This window comes from Pseudomonas sp. TSO6, assembly GCF_056098905.1.
In genome coordinates this window covers 33621-52746 of sequence record NZ_JBLZWV010000030.1, presented here as the reverse complement: position 1 = coordinate 52746, position 19126 = coordinate 33621, and the positions used below count along the sequence as shown (strand labels likewise).

Below are 19126 nucleotides of genomic sequence, written 5' to 3'. Positions count from 1 at the left end.
TGTGGGAAAGGGCCTATACAGGCAACCATCCAGCTGCCCTGAAAACGCGCATCACGCACCATCAAAGCCCACCGCTTTCTACCGATACAGGGCTCAACCCCTCTATCCCAGGCCCTGCCGCCAACTGGCACCGTCCTTGCTACCGTCACTCGCTTAAGCTTTTGTCAGCCTTAGGTTTTTTAAGGTTTATGGGTACATATTTACTAATTTCTCGTTATCCCCGCGCCCCGCATCATCCCTCCAACAAGAACGCGTCGCCCATCGCCGGCACGCCCCCGGGCAGCTCCCGATGCCCTACCTTGCCTTGGAGTCAGTCATGACCAGTGCAGCCAATTCGGCACCCCTGATAGAAAAACACACAATCGGCTACGTGCCCCCGCAAGACCGCCATGGAAAGGTAAGGGATCTGTTCACACTGTGGTTCGGCGGCAATATCGCGCCGCTGCCCATCGTCACCGGCGCGCTGGGCGTGCAGCTGTTTCACCTGAACCTGATATGGGGCATCGTCGCCATCCTGGTCGGCCACCTGGTCGGCGGGGTACTGATGGCACTGCACTCGGCCCAGGGCCCGCAAATGGGCATCCCGCAGATGATCCAGAGCCGCGCCCAGTTCGGCACCCTCGGTGCGCTGCTGGTGGTGGTGATCGCCGGCGTCATGTACATCGGCTTCTTCGCTTCCAACATCGTGCTCGCCGGCAAGTCGCTGCATGGCGTGGTAGACACCGTGCCGGTACCGGTGGGCATCGTCATCGGTGCGCTGGGGTCGGGCATCATCGGTATCATCGGCTACCGCTTCATCCACGTGCTCAACCGTATCGGCACCTGGGTGCTGGGCATCGGCATCGTGGTGGGCTTCGGCTACATCTTCACCCACGTGCAAAGCGACGACTTCCTGACCCGTGGCAGCTTCAACCTGGCCGGCTGGCTAGCCACCGTGTCGCTGGCGGCGCTGTGGCAGATCGCCTTTGCGCCCTACGTGTCGGACTACTCGCGCTACCTGCCGGCGGATGTGAAAGTCAGCTCGACGTTCTGGACCACCTACCTGGGCTCTGCCCTGGGCTCGAGCCTGTCGTTCATCTTCGGCGCCGTGGCGGTACTGGCGATCCCGGCAGGCATGGACACCATGGATGCGGTCAAGCTGGCCACCGGCACCCTGGGCCCGATCATGCTGGTGCTGTTCCTGCTCAGCGTCATCAGCCACAACGCCCTCAATCTGTATGGCGCGGTGCTGTCGATCATCACCCTGGTGCAAACCTTCGCTTATCGCTGGATTCCTACTGCCAAGAGCCGTGCGGTGCTGTCGCTGATCGTGCTGTCGGCCTGCTGCGTGGTGGCAGTGTTCGCCTCGGCAGACTTCATCGGCCACTTCGTCGACATGGTGCTGGTACTGCTGGTGGTGCTGGTGCCGTGGACAGCGATCAACCTGATCGACTTTTATGTCATCCACAAAGGTGACTACGACATCCAGTCGATCTTCCAGGTCGATGGCGGTATCTACGGGCGTTACAACCCACAGGCTTTGATTGCCTATGCGGTAGGTATCGTGGTGCAGATCCCGTTCATGAACACGCCGCTGTATGTCGGGCCGATTTCCGAGCACATCAACGGGGCTGACCTGTCGTGGCTGGTAGGGCTGGCAATTACCTCGCCGCTGTACTGGTGGCTGGCCAGCCGTGACAGTGCCTACCGTCGTCGGCAGACGAGTGCCAAGTTGGCCATGGGGCACTGATTCAACCTGTACCGGCCCTATCGCCGGCAAGCCAGCTCCCACATGAGCACCACAGGCCTGGGCCAAGTGGGTACCTGTGGGAGCTGGCTTGCCGGCGATAGGGCCGGTGCTGGCAACACATCAATCAGAGGTTGTAAGCCCGCTCATTGTGCTCCGCCAGGTCCAGCCCCTGCTCTTCTTCCTCCCGGCTGGCCCGCAGCCCGACAGTCAGCTTGATCGCGCCGAGAATCGCCCAGCTCACCACGAAGCAGTACACAAAGGTGAACGCCACCCCCTTTAGCTGCACCAGTGCCTGCCCGATGGGCGATACGCCCTCGACATAGCCCCCCAGCGAGGGCGCTGCGAACACCCCGGTCAGCACCGCCCCGACCATGCCGCCAACACCATGCAGCCCGAACACATCGAGGCTGTCGTCATACCCCAGCGTCTGCTTGAGCCGGGTCACGGCAAAGAAGCAGATGGCCCCCGTCAGCACACCGATCACCAGCGCCCCCAGCGGCCCGACGAACGCGCAAGCCGGTGTGATGCCCACCAACCCGGCCAATGCCCCCGACGCTGCACCCAAGGCAGTCGGCCGGCCATGCATCACCTTCTCGGTCAGCAACCAACCGACAATCCCCGCACAGGCCGCCACCATGGTCGCCAGCATCACCACCCCGGCCCCCTCGTTGGCCGCCAGCCCCGACCCCACGTTGAAGCCGAACCAGCCCACCCACAGCAACCCCGCACCCACCAGGGTAAAGCCGAGGTTGTGCGGCGGCATGGCCACCTGCGGGTAGCCCTTGCGCTTGCCCAGCATCAACGCCGCAGCCAAGGCAGCCACGCCAGAGTTGATATGCACCGCAGTACCACCGGCGAAGTCCAGCACGCCCCAGTTGACCATCAACGCCCCCGGGCCGCCCCACACCATATGGGCGATTGGCGCGTACACCAGCACGAACCACGCCGCCATGAACAGCAACGAAGCGCTGAACTTCATGCGCTCGGCAAAGCCGCCGGCAATCAGCGCCGGGGTGATGATGGCGAACGTCAGCTGGAACACCGCAAACACGCCTTCGGGGATAGTGCCGACCACGCTGTCATGGCCGATATCCAGCATCAGTGCCTTGTCCAGCCCGCCGATGAAACTGTTGAAGGTGAGCTGCCCCTCGACCATGCCGGTGGTATCGACCACCAGGCTGTAACCGAACAGTACCCAGAGGATGCCGATAACCCCGGCCACGGCGAACAGCTGGGTGAACACGGAGAGGAAGTTCTTGGCACGCACCATGCCGCCATAGAACAGCGCCAGGCCAGGGATGCACATCATCAACACAAACATCGCGGCGCAGATCATCCAGGCGGTGTTGCCGGTGTCCAGGGTGGTTTCGGCGGCAGTGGCCTGGGTGGCCAGGGCTAACAACATTACAGCGAGGGTGAGGTGCTTCATGGAGTCACTCCTGTGGGAATGGGGGGCCTTGGGGCTGCTTTGCAGCCCCAAAAACGGTGGATCAGTACTGCGCCTGCCCCGGCACCCAAGCCGTCCCCGCCAGGGGCACCCGCGCCATCGCCGCCGCTTCCACGGTCAAGGCCACCAGGTCCTCCGGGTCAAGGTTGTGCAAGTGCGACTTGCCACACGCCCGCGCCATGGTCTGCGCCTCCAGCACCAGCACCCGCAGGTAATTCGCCAGCCGTCGCCCCGCCTCTTCCGGGTTCAGGCGCTTGGCCAACTCCGGGTCCTGGGTGGTGATGCCGGCCGGGTCGCGGCCGTTTTGCCAGTCGTCATAGAAGCCGGCGGCCGAGCCAATCTTCTTCAGCTCGCAGTCCAGGCGCGGATGGTTGTCACCCAGGGCGATCAGCGCCGCCGTACCAATGGCCACCGCGTCAGCCCCCAGGGCCATGGCCTTGGCCACGTCGGCACCGTTGCGGATACCGCCAGAGACAATCAGCTGCACCTTGCGGTGCATGCCCATTTCCTGAAGCGCCTGCACCGCCTGCGGGATGGCCGGCAGAATCGGGATGCCGACGTGCTCGATGAACACTTCCTGAGTCGCTGCGGTACCGCCCTGCATGCCATCGAGCACGATCACGTCAGCACCGGCCTTCACCGCCAGCTTGACGTCGTAGTACGGGCGGCTGGCGCCGATCTTCACGTAGATGGGTTTTTCCCAGTCGGTGATCTCGCGGATCTCGGCAATCTTGATCGCCAGGTCGTCCGGGCCGGTCCAGTCCGGGTGGCGGCAGGCGCTGCGCTGGTCGACGCCGATCGGCAAGGTGCGCATGCCGGCCACCCGCTCGGTCACTTTCATGCCCAGCAGCATGCCGCCACCACCCGGCTTGGCGCCCTGGCCGAGGACGATCTCGATGGCGTCGGCCTTGCGCAGGTCATCGGGATTCATACCGTAGCGCGATGGCAGGTACTGGTACACCAGATGCTGCGACTGGCCGCGCTCTTCCGGGGTCATGCCGCCGTCGCCGGTGGTGGTGCTGGTGCCGGCGATGGTCGCCCCACGGCCCAGCGCTTCCTTGGCATTGGCCGACAGCGCACCGAAGCTCATGCCGGCGATGGTCACCGGGATTTTCAGGTGAATCGGCTTTTTCGCAAAGCGGTTGCCCAGCACCACGTCAGTGCCGCACTTCTCGCGGTAGCCTTCCAGGGGGTAACGCGACACGCTGGCGCCCAGCAGCAGCAGGTCGTCGAAGTGCGGCACCCGGCGCTTGGTGCCACCACCGCGAATGTCGTAGATGCCGGTTTCAGCGGCACGCTGGATTTCCTGGATGGTCAGGCGATCGAAGGTGGCCGACTCACGCAGTACCGGGGGGAATTGCTCGCTCATGGGAATGCTCCTGGATCAGTACGCGCTGGCGTTGTCGACTTTGAAGTTGTATAGCTGGCGGGCCGAGCCGTAACGTTTGAAATCGGCGGCCTTGTGGTCCAGGCCAGCCTTGTTCAGCAGCTCCTGCAGCTCTTGCAGGTGTTCGGCGCACATGTCCTTTTCGATGCAATCCGAGCCCAGTGACTGCACCGTGCCCTTGACGTAGATGCGCACCTCATACAACGAGTCGCCCAGCGCGTCGCCGGCATCGCCACACACCACCAGGCGCCCGGCCTGGCCCATGAAGCAGCTCATGTGGCCGATGCTGCCGCCTACCACAATGTCCACGCCTTTCATGGAAATACCGCAACGGGCACCGGCATCACCTTCGATCACCAGCAGCCCGCCATGGGCAGTGGCTCCAGCGGCCTGGGAGGCACTGCCCTTCACCCGCACCAAGCCGGACATCATGTTCTCGGCCACCCCCACACCAACATTGCCATGCACGGTGACACTGGCCTGCTGGTTCATGCCGGCGCAGTAGTAGCCGGCGTGGCCTTCGATATCCACCGCCACGGCAGCGTTGATGCCCACAGCCAGGTTGTGCTTGCCGCCAGGGTGGGTCACTTGCCATTCAAGGTCCTGCACCTCGCCGTGCAGGGACTGGTTGAGCACACGCACCGAAGTGCTGGAAAGGTCGATCGTCTTCATAAGGTTCTCCAGGGGTTCGGTGGCAGGTCAGGCGCTTTCGCGTTCCCAGACGTACAGCGTGGCCGGGGCCGGTTCCCAGACCTTGGCGTGCTCGATGCCTGGCAGGCCGGCCAGTGCCTGGTATTCCGAGGCCATGGCCACATAGTCTTCGGTCTCGGCCAGCACCGCCGGTTTGCAGGCAATCGGGTCGCGGATCACGGCAAAGCCGTTGCGGGTGCCGATGGCAAAGGTGAAGAAGCCGTCCAGGTCTTGCAGTGCGCCATCCAGGGCCTGGGCCAGGCTGTCACCCTGCTGCAGGCGCCAGGTCAGGTAGCCGGCGGCCACTTCGGTGTCGTTGTCGGTTTCAAAACTGATGCCTTCGCGCTTGAGCTCCTGGCGCAGGCGAAAGTGGTTGGACAGTGAGCCGTTGTGCACCAGGCACAGGTCGGCGCCGGTGGAGAACGGGTGGCTGCCTTCCATGGTCACGGCGCTTTCGGTGGCCATGCGGGTGTGGCCGATGATGTGGCTGCCCTTCATGCCGGCCAGGCCGAAGCGGCTGGAAATTTCTGCTGGCAAGCCCATGCCCTTGAGGATTTCGATGCTCTGCCCGGCGCTCATGATGCGCACGTCGGGCGCGAGCTCGGCCAACGCGGCGCGGGCAGCGGCTTCATCGGTGTGCACCTTGAGCACCGCGGCGCTGGCGTTTTGGAACCAGTCCAGCGAGCAGCCCAGGTGCCCTTCCAGCTGGCCCATCAGGGTGGTCCAGGGGTAATTGGTGTCAGCCGCTTGCAGGGTCAGCTTGACCCAGCCTTCGGCTACTTCATCGCCGTAGATGGCGAAGCCGGCGCTGTCCGGGCCGCGGTCGGTCATGGCTTGGAGCATGGGTTCGAACAGCTTGCCAAGCTGGGCTTCCAGCTCGGGCTTTTTCAGGTACAGGCCTACAATTCCACACATGGTGATGCTCCTTACTAGGCAGTGGGCGACCGCTCTCGTATTGGCCGCCCAGGGGATTGGGGGCGGTCAGAAGAACTCGGTGTAACGCTGGATTTCCCAGTCGGAGACGTGGCGGCAGTACTCCACCCACTCCATGCGCTTGAGCTTGATGAACTCGTCGACGATCTCGGCGCCCAGCACCTCGCGGAACAACGGGTCGGCTTCGAGCGCGTCGGCGGCCTCCTTCAGCGATTGCGGCAGGGTCTTGATGCCGCGTGCGGCAATTTCTTCAAGGCTGAGGGTGTACAGGTTTTCATTGCACATCTCGCCCGGGTCCAGCTGGCGGTCGATGCCATCCAGGCCGGCGGCAATGATCGCGGCGGTGACCAGGTACGGGTTGCAGCCGGCGTCCGGCAGGCGGAACTCCAGGCGACCATAAGGAATGCGCACCATCGCCGAACGGTTGTTGGCCCCCCAGGCTACGAAGGCCGGGGCCCACGTCGAACCCGACAACGAACGGCCTACCACCAGACGCTTGTAGGAATTGACCGTCGGCGCCGCAAAGGCACACAGCGCCGGGCCGTGTGCCATCAGCCCTGCGGCAAAGTGGTAGGCCAGCTTCGACAGGCCCATGCCGCTGCTGTCGGACGGGTCGTGGAACAGGTTCTTGTGGGTGCTGCTGGCCAGCGACAGGTGAAAGTGCATGCCGTTGCCGGCGCGCTTGGGGTCGGGCTTGGGCATGAACGAGCAGATCATGCCCAGGTCGTTGGCGATCTCACCGGCGGCCATGCGGAAAAAGGTGAAACGGTCGGCCGACTCCATGGCATCGCTGTAGGTGTAGTTGATCTCGAACTGGCCGTTGGCGTCTTCGTGGTCGATCTGGTAGATGTCGAAGCCCACCGGCTGCAGGGCCTCGGTCAGGCGCTCGAGGAACAGCCGCGAGCGCGACAGGCCCTTGTAGTCGTAGCAGGGTTTGTCGAGGTTGTCGGAGGCGTCCACCAGTTGCAGCTTGCCGCCTTCGTCGCGGCGGAAAAGGCTGAACTCAGGCTCAAGGCCGGTGTTCAGGGTCCAGCCTTTGTCGGCCAGGCGCTGCACCTGTTGCTGCAACACGTAGCGGGTGTCATAGGGCCAAGGCTGGCCGTTGACATGGCCCACGCACACCACGCGGCCATAGCCTGGCTGCCACGGCACCGGGACCAGTGTAGACAGGTCGCCGCGGGCCATGAAGTCCGGCCCGTGCGGTTCCATGCCCATGCCACAGATGGCGAACCCGGCAAAGCCGGCACCCTCCTCGGCTACCATTTTCAGACCCGATATCGGCACCGATTTGGTCTTGGCCGAGCCATGAATATCGACGAACTGCGCCAGCACGTACTTGATGCCGTGTTGGTCGAGCGTGCGCTGGGTTTCTGCTGGCAACATGGGTTGGACACTCCTGGGCAAGGGGCAATGATTCCGCAAAGGAAACTTACTTTCCTGACAGGAATGCAATGCGCTTGCCAAGTTTGTTCAGGCCGCGACCTTGGGGTGTCTGTTCGGGCCTCTTCGCGGGCAAGCCCGCTCCCACAGGATTCGCCGCAAAGCCTTTGTGGGAGTGGACTTGCCCGCGAGAGGCCGGCACAGCCAAGACAAAATCCAGGCAGGTTTTTCTGTTCTATTTATGGGAAACTTGTTTTCACCTGAGGAAAGAAGCGGCCAGCGCAGTTGCATTTCGCACTTTCCCAGTGCGAAAACTTTATTCTTGAACTGAAACCGTGCAGGACATTCGATGTCGACTGAAACCGAACCGCGCCTTCGCCTGGAGCAGTACCTTGGCCTGCAGATCAAGCGCCAGCGCCAGGCCCAGTCCCTCAAGCTCGCCGATGTGGCACGCATCGCCGGCATCAGCCAGGGCATGCTGAGCAAGATCGAGAACGCCCAGGTGTCCACCAGCCTCGACACCCTCAGCCGCCTGTGCGACGTGCTGGGCATGCCGATGGCCAAGCTGTTCAGCCAATATGACCAGCCCGATGGCAATGCCCTGCTGGTGAAGGCCGGCGAAGGGCTGGAAGTGGTACGCCGCGGCACCGAGAAGGGCCACACCTACCACTTGCTCAATCACGCCAGGGGGCCGAAGAAGAACTTCGAGGCCTATATGGTGAGCATGGACGACGCCAGCGAAGAGTTCCCCACCTTCGCCCACCCTGGCACCGAGTTCCTCCACTTGCTGGAGGGCGAACTGGTGTATCGCCATGGCAACCGGCTCTACCACATGCACGCCGGCGACAGCCTGACCTTCGACGGCGAAACCCCACATGGCCCTGAGCAACTGGTGCAGGTGCCCATACGCCTGCTGTCGATCATGAACTACGGCGACGAATGACGCGGCGCTGCAAGGCAACCGCCGATGTCGCGATCAGACAAGCACACGTCGCCCGCAATCGGCTGCAAAACCCTGTATACAAAAATAATACACACATCGACCAGCCCCGCGCCGTGGGCTGGCCGACGTGGTAGCCGCGAGTAAAACAGCCTCGCTTCACAATTCCAACGCTGTGGCGCCTTTTTGCACCGGGCAATTCGCCTGGGCTCATAACGATAAAAACTCCCAGTATCAGAGACCTGCGCAGCGCCAGCAGGGAGTGTTTGCGCGCGCCACATTGTGAAGACTTGACTGCCATGATCGCGACTTCAATCCCCGTAGCCGGTGCCGCCACCGGCCACCGTAACGCCCTGTGCGTTGCCCATATCGCCGCTGTGCTGTTCGGCCTGACCGGCATCCTTGGTCACTTGATCGACGCCGACGCCAGCATCATCACCTTTGGCCGCGCCACCTTCGCCTTCATTGCCCTGGGCTTCGTCGCCGGGCTCAAGGGCACCCGCCTGCTCGATGCGCTCACTCTGCGCAATTTGCCGGTGCTGGGCCTGACCGGCGCCCTGCTGGCAGCCCACTGGGTGACCTTCTTCATTGCCGTCAAAGTCGGCGGCGTGGCGATGGCCACTCTGGGCTTCGCCAGCTTCCCAGCGTTCATTGCCATGATCGAACGCGGTGTATTTGGCCAGCGTATCGGGGCCGTGCAAGGTTTGCTGCTGCTGATGGTTACCGCCGGCCTGGTGTTGGTGGTGCCGACTTTCGACCTGCTGGACAACGGCACCATCGGCCTGCTGTGGGGACTGGGTTCGGGCCTGGCATTCGCCCTGCTGACCGTGGCCAACCGCCGCAATGCATCAAGCATGAACGCCATGCAGGTGGCCTTCTGGCAGAACGTGGTGGTGGCCGCGCTGGTGGCACCGTTTGCCTTCACCCACCTGGGCAGCACCAGCCTGGCGGGCAGCGACTGGGTCAACCTGGCGCTGCTGGGCGTGTTCTGCACCGGGCTGTCGCAGTTTTTGTTCGTCAAGAGCCTGGAAGGCCTGGAAGCGCGGACGGCCGGCATGATCATCGCGCTGGAACCGGTGTACGCGATCATCGGCGCCTGGTGGCTGTTTGGTGATCAGCCGAGCCTGCGCATGGCCGTTGGTGCAGCGCTGATCGTGCTGGCGACCCTGCTGGCGGCGGCGCGCAAGGCATCGGCGGAGCAAGGGGATACCAGCCGCTGCGCGCATTGATCAAAGCACCGTAGATATAGCGCCCGGAACCAATCATATTCCATAATGTTTGTATCAACTGATTTTATATTGCGTTTTAATATTAAAAATCAAACCCTATGGAGTGTCAGTCGTTGAAAGCCTTCCCACTTTTACCTTTGGGCCTTGCCTTACTGGTGGCTTCCTCAACGGCCTTTGCGGGCGCAACGCTTGATCGTGTCCAGGGCAAGGGTGAGCTTACCGGCGTGCTGATGGAGAACTACCCGCCATTCTCATTCTTGAATGAGCAAAACCAGCTGGATGGCTTTGACGTGGATGTCGCCAAGGCCGTAGCCGAGCGTCTTGGGGTGAGGCTCAAGCTCGAAACGCCCTCTTGGGATGTCATCGCCGCAGGCCGCTGGAGTGGCCGTTACGATATCTGTGTCTGCTCAATGACGCCGAGCAAGGCGCGTGCTGAGGTGTTCGACTTCCCGGTCGAGTATTACCAGTCGCCAGCGGTGATCGTGGTCAACGCCAAGGACACCGCCATCACCTCGGGAAAAGATTTGTCAGGCAAGAAAGTTGGCGTCATTAGCGCCTCGACCTACGAGGCTTACCTGAACAAAGATCTCACCATCGAAGGGGCAGAAGACAAACCTCTCATCTACCCGTTTGATAACGCCCAGGCTGCGCCGTATGACAACGAAACTGTCGCCTTCCAGGATCTGGCACTGGGCACCGGCGTGCGCCTGGACGCAATGGTCACCAATCTGATCACTGCCAAGGAGCGTATTGCCCAGGATCCACGCTTCAAAATCACAGGCGAGACTTTGTACGCCGAACCCAACGTAATCGCTATTGAGAAAGGCGATCCGCAGTGGAATGAAAAGGTCACTGAGGTCATCACAGCACTCAAGGCCGATGGAACACTGGCCAAGATTTCCCAGAAGTGGATCGGCGCCGATATCAGTAAATGACAGTCCTCAACCCACACCCCGCAAAGTCCGTTCTCGCACCCAAGGTGAAATCGAGCCTGCTTGGTCGGACCTTTGGGTTCAAGACCCGCCTGTATCTGACCTGGGGGGCATTGCTTGGCTTTTGCATCTTCTTCTTCCTGAGCTTTGACCTGAAGTTCTCGATCATCCTGGATAAATGGCCCAACCTTGTAGGCCTGCGGCTGGGACCAAACGGCTTCCTTCAGGGTGCAGCACTGACGCTTTTCCTCTGTATTTGCTCGATAGGGTTTTCGTTGCTGCTGGGCTTTGTTACGGCGCTGGCGCGGTTATCACGCAGTGCTGTGGCGTTCGGCGTGGCGAGCTTCTATGCATCGTTTTTCCGCGGTACGCCGCTGTTGATCCAGATCCTGCTCATTTACCTGGGCCTACCGCAACTGGGTGTGGTGCCGGGAGCGATTAGCGCAGGGATCATTGCACTGTCGCTCAACTACGGCGCCTACCTCAGCGAAATTTTTCGTGCCGGCATCATGGCTGTCCCACCCGGGCAGCGAGAAGCGGCTGCTGCGCTTGGCTTGAGGCCGACCTCGGCGTTCCTCCATGTTGTGCTTCCGCAAGCGATGAGGACGATTATCCCCCCGACCACCAGCCAGTTCATCTCGATGCTGAAGGACTCGTCGCTCATTTCGGTAATGGGGGTGTGGGAAGTGATGTTCCTGGCGCAGTCCTACGGACGCTCCTCATACCGTTATATCGAAATGCTCGCCACTGCCGCGCTCATCTACTGGCTGCTGTCCATTGGGCTGGAGCTCATTCAGCACCGTCTTGAACGCCACTTCGGCAAAGGGTTCCAGCATCAGCGGTGAGCTGCCAGCTGATATCAATGAAGACAGGAAAAATGATGTCCGACCCCAAACCCCTATTGTTTGCGCTATACGAACAAGCGAGCGTTGGCTGCGGTGGCGCCCCCAGCCTATGGACTCATCCAGCGGATGAGCGCCTGGCCGCCAACACGTTTGATTTCTGGTCGAACCAAGCCCGTATCGCCGACCAGGCTAACCTCGACATGCTCTTCTTCGCAGATGTCCTGGGCTTCTACGACGTCTTCGGCGGGAGCGCTGAAGCAGCAGTGAAGTGGGCGGTAGAAGCGCCTGCGAACGACCCGTTGATGATCATTCCGGGGCTAGCTGCGATCACCAGGAATCTGGCATTCGGCGCTACCGTTACCACGACCTACGAACATCCCTTCACGCATGCCCGGCGCTTCAGCACGCTCGATCACATGACCAATGGCCGGATCGCCTGGAACATCGTCACATCCTACCTTTCCAGTGCTGCTCGCAACTTCGGCCTGGAAGAGATGGTCAAGCATGCCGACCGCTACGAACGCGCCGAAGAGTTCATGGACGTGGCCTACAAGCTCTGGGAGGGCAGCTGGGCAAACGACGCAGTGGTGCAGGACAAAGCGGGTCAGCGCTACGCCCGTGGCGAGCGAGTGAGACCGATCAATCATTGCGGGGAGCGCTACCGCGTGGCAGGCCCTCACCTGACAGCGCCTTCCCCGCAACGAACCCCGCTGCTTATCCAGGCCGGTTGGTCAGGCCGGGGCCGAGAGTTCGCAGCCAAACATGCAGAGCTGATTTTCATCGCCAAATCCAACCCAAATGAAATCCGCCAGGGTCTGGAAGAAATCTGGACGATGGCACAGGCTCGTGGACGTGATCGGGATGACGTGAAATCGCTTACGGTGCTGCGGATCGTCACGGCGAAAACCGAGATTGAGGCCCAGAGAAAGTATGACGAGCTTCAGAGCAACTATCACCTGGAAGCACAATTGGTCAGCTATGCCGGCGATACAGGCATCGACCTTAGCCGCTATGCGGACGGCGATGCGCTCTCGACCCATACCGAAGGTTTGACCTCCTACATGATGCGACCAGACGGCAGCGGCAAGCCGTTGACGGCAGGTGACGTCAGGAAGCGTTTTGCCAACGTCACACGCGGTACAGATTTGATTCTGGTAGGAACGCCTGAGCAAGTAGCCGACTGCATCGAGGAGCACGCCCGCATTTCGGGAACCAGTGGTTACATGCTGAACCCGCTCACCAGTCCTGGCACCTTGGAGGATTTCGTCGAGCTGATTGTACCTGAACTCCAAAAACGCGGGCTTTATCGCACGCAAGCGCAAAGCGGAACCTTCCGGTCTCGCCTCAGAGATGACCGCTCGAGCCGACTGCCATCATCTGCTTATGGAGCGTCTTTCCGGCAGCAGTGAAGGCGAAATCAACTGACCACTCGGCCTGGATACCGAATCAGACCAGGCCGATAACGAAGGCATACTTGATGACGAACGCTGACCTGTCAGCAAACCAGGGCCCTGCTGGCTCTGGTTTGCTCCTGCATGGCCAACCTGGAACGCGGTGCGGGGCAAGGCGGATTCAACTGCCCCCTACAGCTTGAACTTCACACAAATCGTACTGTTCTCGGCTAGCCGGTCCAGCGTAATTGCATTGGCCCCATACCCTGAATAGCTTTTCACCAGCCGCATGCCCAGGCCTGTTCCGCTTGGTTCGGGATAAGACTCCGGAAAGCCCTCCCCCTCGTCCCTTACCGTAATGACAGCATGGTCGCCTGCATCCTGGACGCTCACGCCTATGGTGCCCTTGCCGTACTTGAGGGCATTGGTGATCAGCTCGGAAATGACCAGGCCCAACGGCGCCATCCGCTGTGGAGGGAGAATGAAAGCATCGGCGTCGAGGACGATCTTTCGTTCAGCCAGCGCCGACCCCAGGTCACTCAACAAGGCGCCAAGATACTCTGATGCCAGGACACCCTGGGTTTCTGCGGTCTGATAGAGGCGTTCATGCACACTGGCTATCGTCAGCACACGGCTCGCCGCCGTCTGCAGCTGGATCTTGACCGCCTCATCCGCCGACAGGTTGGCTTGAAGCTGCAGCAGGGTGTTCACCAGGTGCAGGCTGTTCTTCACCCGATGGTGAATCTCTTCGAGATAGAGATCGCTGTCGCTCAGCTTGGTGTTCTGCACGGCAATCAGCGACAGCAGCTGAGCCTCATGCTGGTGCCGCTCGGTGATGTCCCGCGACACCGCGATCAGTCTGTCCACCTTGCCCTCAGTAGTCAGAATGGGGGCGATGGTGACGTCCCACCATCTCGGCTCATCGGTGGCTGTAGGGCAATAGGCTTCAAACCTTGCCGACTCGCCGGCTACGGAACGCGCCATGGCATCACGCACCACCGCCTTGGAATCATCAGGCCACAGCTGGGCCCAAGGTTTGCCCCGCACCTCTGCCAGCTCGCCGATGTGCATGAGGCACATCCCGGCATCATTCATGAATTCGATGTCGCCGTGGGTGGTGAGGATCTTTACGCAGTCCGGACTGGCATTGAGCATGCTCTCGGAATAGCGATCCGGTAACTGGTCATCCGCCCCATTTGCCAGACGCTCCACGGCCATGGAGATGACATTGGAGATACCCTCGAGGAAGACCAGGTCGCTTTCGATGAAGTCGTCACCGTCGGTGCTATCCGCCTCCAGCACACCAAAGGGCCTGAGCGCCCCCCGGATAGGCACGTTGATGGCGCGTTCGATACCGTATTTCTTCAACAGGTCCGGCGTGCGGAAGCGTTGCTCCTGGCCCAGATGGTTGGAGAGCACCGGCCGGTAGGTGGAAATGGCATAACCCGCCGGACTGGCCACATCCCCACCGACCTTGGCGTGGCCGATATCCGAGGGATCCCAACCGACGCCGTGGGTCAGCAAAAAATCGTCACTCCCAGGCAACGGCATCAACACCTTGGCAAAACGCGTGCTCATGCCGTTGGCCACCACGGTACAAGCCTGCGTGAGCAAAGTATCGAGGTTCGTCGACCTGAGTGACGACACGCCATACTCCACCACCAACTGATGCTGCTTGTGTAAACGGGCCTGTGACTTCTGTAGTGCAAGCCTGATCATTTCATCGGGAGGCAGTTGATGCATGGGTTCTCATCCACAGCTGGCCAATATGGAAGATTATTTTCGAGCGTGCCTTTTGACACCGTGGCCCCTGCGCACGTGCCGGACCGGGATCGAAAAAGTTTCGTGGTTTCATTTACCAACGATCCTGGATCGATGGCAATGACAAAAACCATCTAAGCCCGACGGTAATGGGCAAGTATAGATCGCTGGGCTGGCCAGCAACCCAAGCGCCACCCGTCAGCCGCGTGAAACCACTGGTCATGGCCGCTGGCCGTATGGCTACATGATCGGGGTTTTTATTATGGCTCGCAGTGTATTGGTAGTAGAGGACGACGAGTTGATCCGAATGCTCGCCTGTGAGGCGCTGGAATCGCTCGAACTCGACGTGCACAGCTGCAGTTGTGTCGATGAGGCGATAACGGTGCTGGAAACAATGGCCCAGCTGGACCTCGTCTTGACCGATATCCAGATGCCTGGCCAACTCACTGGCGTGGATCTTGCGCACCTGATCATTGATCGTTGGCCTGCTACCGCCGTGATCGTGATGTCGGCCGGCCAACTTGATCCCGGCGTTCGCCTGCCTGAGTGTTCAACGTTCCTGTCCAAACCCTGGACGGTTGACCAGTTACTGAACACTGTTGAGCGGCAGCTATCGCCTAAGGCAAGTGTTTAGACATTGGCACTTCTGCCAGGTCAGCTAGCTCCTCACTTATCCGCCTTCAGGTAACAAACTGCGGTCAAACATGAATGCCCGCTCCCCTTGCGGCGTGTACTGATACAACTGCTGCGGCCTGCCCAGCTTTGGCTGGTGCTTCTCGCCGGTATCCCTTACCCAACCCAGCTCGCGTAAACGCTCCAGGCGTTTGCGCACAGAGGTACCGTTCACCCCCTGTCCCAGGCAGGCCTGCACCGCCCCGAGCGCATCCTGCACAGTAAACTTCTGCGCCAACAGGTAAAGCGGCAGGCTGCTGTACACCGTCTTTGCCGCCAGGCGTTCGCGGGCCCGCTCCACCAGCAAGTTGTGGTCAAAGGGCAACAGCACCTTGCGCCCCAGCACACTGTCCAGATCGAAAAACGCCAGTTGCTCGCCTTCGACGTCCTGCGCGGGGTCGAGCAACGCCAGGTAATAGGTGCTCAACGACCACCCTCGTGGATCGCGGAATGCATTGCCCTCGGTACCCACCTGCTCCATGTAGCAGGGTTGCACCCGGGCCTTCTCGTGCAGGGCCCGGCTGGCGGCATCTTCCAGACTGGTGTCGGGGGTACGCCCATTTACGATGACCCCAGGCAAGGCCCATTGCCCGGCATGCGGCTCGCGCTCACGACGGTGCAACAACACTTGCAGATGCTGGGCATCAGGGGCCAGGCGCAGGGCGACGATGTCGACACTGGCCAGGACTTCGACTGTACTCACCGTGCAGCTCCTTGTTCAGTAGCACAATAATCCACCAGAGCATCTAAGTAAGGCAACCACCAACCCCATATCGTTTACCACTTGACATACTTAATACACCAGGTGAATTATATAACCATTCCAGCAAGGAGAACCGCCATGAAGATCGCCAGTTTCGATGTCGACGCGCAAAACGGCTTCACTGCCAACGCCCCGCTGGAGCTGCCGGTGCCCGAAGGCGACGAAATTGCGGCTGACCTGAACGCCATGGCCTTGCGCGCCGACCTGCGCCTGGGCAGCAAGGACGCGCACCCGGCCAACGCCGCCTGGGTGGTCGCCGACCCTGCGCACATGCTGCAACCCCTGCAACTAGCCAACGCCGACCTGACCTGGGTCAGCCACTGCGTCCCCGGCACACCGGGCTTCGCGCTGCTGCCCGGTCTGCCCGCTCCCATCGACTACGACTACTTCGTGTGGAAAGGCGTCGAACCTGACCTGCACCCCTACGGCGCCTGCTACCACGACCTTGCCGAGCGCCGCTCTACCGGGGTGATCGAATACCTCAAGGTGCAGCAGGTAAGCGCGGTGATCGTCGGCGGCCTGGCCCTGGACTACTGCGTCAAGACCACCGCCCGCCAATTGCGCCAGGCCGGCTTTCAGGTGCTGCTGTACCTGCCGGCCTGCCGCGCGCTTACCCAGGCCGGGGCCATCGAGGCATGTGATGCGTTGGCCGCCGAGGGCGTGATCCTCTGCGGCGACGAGGCCGCGCTTGACCACCAGCTTGCCCTGATCAAGGAAGACCGCCCATGAGCGACAGTGTTTTTGGCCCACGCATCATCCAGAACCTGCTGGACACCGACTTCTACAAGATCACCATGATGCAGGCGGTGCTGCACAACTACCCCAACGCCGAGGTGGAATGGGAGTTTCGCTGCCGCAATGGCGAAGACCTTTCCCCCTACCTGGCCGAGATCCGCTATCAGGTGGAGCAGCTGGCCGAGGTTACCGTCACCCACGACCAACTGGCCTATCTGGAAAAAATCCCCTTCCTCAAGCCGGACTTCATTCGCTTCCTCAGCCTGTTTCGCTTCAACCTGCGCTATGTCCAGGTGGGCCTGGATGGCGAAGGGCAACTGGCAATCCGCGTGCGTGGGCCGTGGTTGCACGTGATCCTCTATGAAATCCCGCTGCTGGCGATCATCAGCGAAGTCCGCAACCGCTACCGCTATCGCGAAGTGGTGATCGAGCAAGTGGGCGAACGCCTGTACCAGAAGCTGGACTGGCTCAAAGCCGAGACCAGCGCCGATGAGCTGGCCGGCTTCCAGCTGGCGGACTTCGGTACCCGGCGGCGCTTTTCCTACCGCGTGCAGGAAGAGGTGGTGCACATCCTCAAGCACGATTTCCCCGGGCGCTTCGTCGGCACCAGCAATGTGCACCTGGCCCGCGAGTTCGAGCTCAAGCCACTCGGCACCATGGCTCACGAATGGTTCATGGCCCACCAGCAGCTCGGCCCACGCCTGGTCGACAGCCAGGCCGCTGCGCTGGAATGCTGGGTAAGAGAGTACCGCGGGCTGTTGGGTATTGCTTTAACCGACTGCATCACCATGGATGCCTTCATTGGCGATTTCGATCTGTACTTCGCCAAGCTATTCGATGGCTTGCGGCACGACTCGGGCGATCCACTGGCGTGGGCGGAAAAAGCCATTGCCCATTATGAGCGGCTGGGGATCGACCCGAGGAGCAAGACCCTGATCTTTTCCGACGGGCTGGATTTTGCCAAGGCGCTGGGGCTGTACCGGGCGTTGCATGAACGGATCAATGTGAGCTTTGGCATTGGTACCAAGCTCACGTGTGATATCCCGGGAGTGGAGCCGATGAACATCGTGATCAAGATGACCGGCTGCAATGGGGCGCCAGTGGCGAAGATTTCCGACAGTCCGGGCAAGACGCAGTGCCGAGACGAGAATTTTATTGCTTATCTGAAGCATGTCTTTCATTTGAATTGAGGGTGCCTGCGCCGGCCTCTTCGCGGCACAAGGCCGGCTCCTACAGGTACAAAGCCGTTGAATGCTGCGTACCCCCTGTAGGAGCGGCCTTGTGCCGCGAAAAGGCCGCCACAGTCAACCGACCTCTTGCATACCCACACACAACTCAAGAAACCGCGCCGCCGCCCGCGATGGCGTCGCGGCATGCGGCATCAGAATGGAAAACCGCCTGACCAAAGGCTGCGGCGCAACCTGCAACCTGTGCAGCGCCCCATCCTCATGGCGGATGGACATCGCCGACACAAAGCCAACACCCATCCCCGCACGCACCGCCTCCTTCACCCCTTCCACCCCGGCAATTTCCAGCGCTACGCGCATCGCCACACCATCACGGGCAAACGCCCGCTCTACAATCTGCCGCACCCCCGAGCCGCTCTCGCGCAGCACCAACGGGTAAGCACCCAGCGACGCCAAGGCCTGCTGGTCACTGCCTGCCAGCGGATGACCACTGGGCACGATGGCAACGATCTCGTCCTCACGCCAGGCCGTCACTTGCGTGCCCAAGGGCAACTCCTGCGCAGGCGGCCCTTCGATCAGGGCGATGTCGACACTGTCCAGCGCAGCGACGATCTCCGCTGTGTTGCCGTGCGATGTAGTCACCAGCACGTCCGGGTGACGGGCATGGAAGTCGGCAATCAGGTAAGGCAGCAGGTAGCTGGCGGGTGTGGTACTGGCACCGATACGCAAGGTACCACGCTCCAGGCCACGCATGGCCTCACGCAGTGCCTGGGCCTGGCGGAAGGTTTCGCGCAGGCGCTCGGCATGGGCCAGCAGCTGCTCGCCGGCTGCCGTCAACCGCACACCACGGCCGGCACGCTGATACAGCGGCTCGCCAAAAGCCTCCTGCAGCAGCTTGAGCTGGCCGGACACCGCCGGTTGCGACAAGTGCAGCGCCTGGGCCGCATGGCTGATGTTGCCGTGCTCGGCAACAGTGGCAAACGTTATCAGTTGTTCTGGGGTCATGTTTTAAAAATATCAGCTAAACGGATATTTGCCATTCCAAATTACGATTTTTTATAAGCTTATAACCAGATTAACGTAGGCCTTGTCGAAACACCTTTCC

Annotated in this window: 17 protein-coding genes; 9 read left to right on the top strand and 8 right to left on the bottom strand. The window is 61.2% G+C overall.

From position 1 onward, the window contains the following. The first annotated feature begins 316 nt into the window (after nt 1-316). Complete coding sequence (locus tag ACN6NG_RS11875; protein ID WP_016499253.1) at nt 317-1729, top strand: purine-cytosine permease family protein; 1413 nt, start codon at nt 317-319, stop codon at nt 1727-1729. A 124-nt stretch (nt 1730-1853) separates the two neighbouring features. Here the strand turns inward: ACN6NG_RS11875 and ACN6NG_RS11870 are convergent, their stop codons facing one another. The 5 genes from ACN6NG_RS11870 to glnT all read right to left on the bottom strand — a co-directional run bounded on the left by ACN6NG_RS11870 (nt 1854) and on the right by glnT (nt 7569). Then, the gene (locus ACN6NG_RS11870) at nt 1854-3158 is read right to left on the bottom strand and encodes an ammonium transporter (RefSeq protein ID WP_474314077.1); all 1305 of its coding nucleotides are present in this window, start codon (nt 3156-3158) and stop codon (nt 1854-1856) included. A gap of 61 nt (nt 3159-3219) precedes the next feature. Next, nucleotides 3220-4545 carry an FMN-binding glutamate synthase family protein gene (locus ACN6NG_RS11865; RefSeq protein ID WP_403010548.1) on the bottom strand — a complete coding sequence of 442 codons (1326 nt, stop codon included), beginning with the start codon at nt 4543-4545 and terminating at the stop codon, nt 3220-3222. 15 nt (nt 4546-4560) lie between these two features. Beyond that, nucleotides 4561-5235 carry a protein glxC gene (locus ACN6NG_RS11860; protein ID WP_474314076.1) on the bottom strand — a complete coding sequence of 225 codons (675 nt, stop codon included), beginning with the start codon at nt 5233-5235 and terminating at the stop codon, nt 4561-4563. A gap of 27 nt (nt 5236-5262) precedes the next feature. Next, a complete protein-coding gene (locus ACN6NG_RS11855; protein ID WP_063423648.1) occupies nt 5263-6168 on the bottom strand; it encodes a class II glutamine amidotransferase in 906 nt (301 codons plus the stop codon). 66 nt (nt 6169-6234) lie between these two features. After that, complete coding sequence (glnT, locus tag ACN6NG_RS11850) at nt 6235-7569, bottom strand: type III glutamate--ammonia ligase (RefSeq protein ID WP_474314074.1); 1335 nt, start codon at nt 7567-7569, stop codon at nt 6235-6237. Between the two features lie 346 nt (nt 7570-7915). Here glnT and ACN6NG_RS11845 point away from each other — a divergent pair, with 346 nt between their 5' ends. The 5 genes from ACN6NG_RS11845 (at nt 7916) to ACN6NG_RS11825 (ending at nt 12921) form a co-directional block, all read left to right on the top strand. Then, entirely contained in the window at nt 7916-8509 is a 594-nt protein-coding gene (locus ACN6NG_RS11845; RefSeq protein WP_016499247.1) for a helix-turn-helix domain-containing protein, read from the top strand. Between the two features lie 296 nt (nt 8510-8805). Continuing rightward, entirely contained in the window at nt 8806-9735 is a 930-nt protein-coding gene (locus tag ACN6NG_RS11840; RefSeq protein ID WP_474314073.1) for a DMT family transporter, read from the top strand. Nucleotides 9736-9848: 113 nt separating this feature from the next. Beyond that, on the top strand, nt 9849-10670 hold the full coding sequence (locus tag ACN6NG_RS11835) for an ABC transporter substrate-binding protein (RefSeq protein ID WP_016499245.1): 822 nt from the start codon (nt 9849-9851) through the stop codon (nt 10668-10670). Next, nucleotides 10667-11512 carry an amino acid ABC transporter permease gene (locus ACN6NG_RS11830; protein WP_063423646.1) on the top strand — a complete coding sequence of 282 codons (846 nt, stop codon included), beginning with the start codon at nt 10667-10669 and terminating at the stop codon, nt 11510-11512. Before ACN6NG_RS11835 ends, ACN6NG_RS11830 begins: the two co-directional genes overlap by 4 nt. 35 nt (nt 11513-11547) lie before the next feature. Further along, on the top strand, nt 11548-12921 hold the full coding sequence (locus tag ACN6NG_RS11825; RefSeq protein ID WP_474314072.1) for an LLM class flavin-dependent oxidoreductase: 1374 nt from the start codon (nt 11548-11550) through the stop codon (nt 12919-12921). 174 nt (nt 12922-13095) lie between these two features. On the opposite strand, the gene ACN6NG_RS11820 is transcribed toward ACN6NG_RS11825, so the two are convergent. Further along, the gene (locus ACN6NG_RS11820; RefSeq protein ID WP_474314071.1) at nt 13096-14646 is read right to left on the bottom strand and encodes a PAS domain-containing protein; all 1551 of its coding nucleotides are present in this window, start codon (nt 14644-14646) and stop codon (nt 13096-13098) included. A 280-nt stretch (nt 14647-14926) separates the two neighbouring features. On the opposite strand from ACN6NG_RS11820, the gene ACN6NG_RS11815 reads away from it, so the two are divergent. After that, complete coding sequence (locus ACN6NG_RS11815) at nt 14927-15298, top strand: response regulator (RefSeq protein WP_474314069.1); 372 nt, start codon at nt 14927-14929, stop codon at nt 15296-15298. Nucleotides 15299-15334: 36 nt separating this feature from the next. Here ACN6NG_RS11815 and ACN6NG_RS11810 read toward each other — a convergent pair whose 3' ends face one another. Then, complete coding sequence (locus ACN6NG_RS11810; RefSeq protein WP_474314068.1) at nt 15335-16039, bottom strand: NUDIX hydrolase; 705 nt, start codon at nt 16037-16039, stop codon at nt 15335-15337. 138 nt (nt 16040-16177) lie between these two features. Between ACN6NG_RS11810 and ACN6NG_RS11805 the strand changes: the two genes are divergently transcribed. Together ACN6NG_RS11805 and pncB are read left to right on the top strand one after the other, a co-directional pair. Continuing rightward, nucleotides 16178-16828 (top strand): isochorismatase family protein, encoded by a 651-nt coding sequence (locus ACN6NG_RS11805; RefSeq protein WP_474314065.1) that lies wholly within the window; start codon nt 16178-16180, stop codon nt 16826-16828. Next, nucleotides 16825-18024, top strand: coding sequence for a nicotinate phosphoribosyltransferase (gene pncB / locus ACN6NG_RS11800; protein ID WP_474314064.1), 1200 nt, complete (start codon nt 16825-16827; stop codon nt 18022-18024). Before ACN6NG_RS11805 ends, pncB begins: the two co-directional genes overlap by 4 nt. 114 nt (nt 18025-18138) lie before the next feature. Here pncB and ACN6NG_RS11795 read toward each other — a convergent pair whose 3' ends face one another. Continuing rightward, entirely contained in the window at nt 18139-19026 is an 888-nt protein-coding gene (locus ACN6NG_RS11795) for a LysR family transcriptional regulator (RefSeq protein ID WP_474314062.1), read from the bottom strand. Between the last annotated feature and the right edge of the window lie 100 nt (nt 19027-19126).

Bases quoted from the DNA above. Each gene is read 5' to 3' on its own strand.
- ACN6NG_RS11875 (WP_016499253.1), top strand. From the start codon at position 317: ATGACCAGTGCAGCCAATTCGGCACCCCTGATAGAAAAACACACAATC.
- ACN6NG_RS11870 (WP_474314077.1), bottom strand. From the start codon at position 3,158: ATGAAGCACCTCACCCTCGCTGTAATGTTGTTAGCCCTGGCCACCCAG.
- ACN6NG_RS11865 (WP_403010548.1), bottom strand. From the start codon at position 4,545: ATGAGCGAGCAATTCCCCCCGGTACTGCGTGAGTCGGCCACCTTCGAT.
- ACN6NG_RS11860 (WP_474314076.1), bottom strand. From the start codon at position 5,235: ATGAAGACGATCGACCTTTCCAGCACTTCGGTGCGTGTGCTCAACCAG.
- ACN6NG_RS11855 (WP_063423648.1), bottom strand. From the start codon at position 6,168: ATGTGTGGAATTGTAGGCCTGTACCTGAAAAAGCCCGAGCTGGAAGCC.
- glnT (WP_474314074.1), bottom strand. From the start codon at position 7,569: ATGTTGCCAGCAGAAACCCAGCGCACGCTCGACCAACACGGCATCAAG.
- ACN6NG_RS11845 (WP_016499247.1), top strand. From the start codon at position 7,916: ATGTCGACTGAAACCGAACCGCGCCTTCGCCTGGAGCAGTACCTTGGC.
- ACN6NG_RS11840 (WP_474314073.1), top strand. From the start codon at position 8,806: ATGATCGCGACTTCAATCCCCGTAGCCGGTGCCGCCACCGGCCACCGT.
- ACN6NG_RS11830 (WP_063423646.1), top strand. From the start codon at position 10,667: ATGACAGTCCTCAACCCACACCCCGCAAAGTCCGTTCTCGCACCCAAG.
- ACN6NG_RS11825 (WP_474314072.1), top strand. From the start codon at position 11,548: ATGTCCGACCCCAAACCCCTATTGTTTGCGCTATACGAACAAGCGAGC.
- ACN6NG_RS11820 (WP_474314071.1), bottom strand. From the start codon at position 14,646: ATGCATCAACTGCCTCCCGATGAAATGATCAGGCTTGCACTACAGAAG.
- ACN6NG_RS11815 (WP_474314069.1), top strand. From the start codon at position 14,927: ATGGCTCGCAGTGTATTGGTAGTAGAGGACGACGAGTTGATCCGAATG.
- ACN6NG_RS11805 (WP_474314065.1), top strand. From the start codon at position 16,178: ATGAAGATCGCCAGTTTCGATGTCGACGCGCAAAACGGCTTCACTGCC.
- pncB (WP_474314064.1), top strand. From the start codon at position 16,825: ATGAGCGACAGTGTTTTTGGCCCACGCATCATCCAGAACCTGCTGGAC.
- ACN6NG_RS11795 (WP_474314062.1), bottom strand. From the start codon at position 19,026: ATGACCCCAGAACAACTGATAACGTTTGCCACTGTTGCCGAGCACGGC.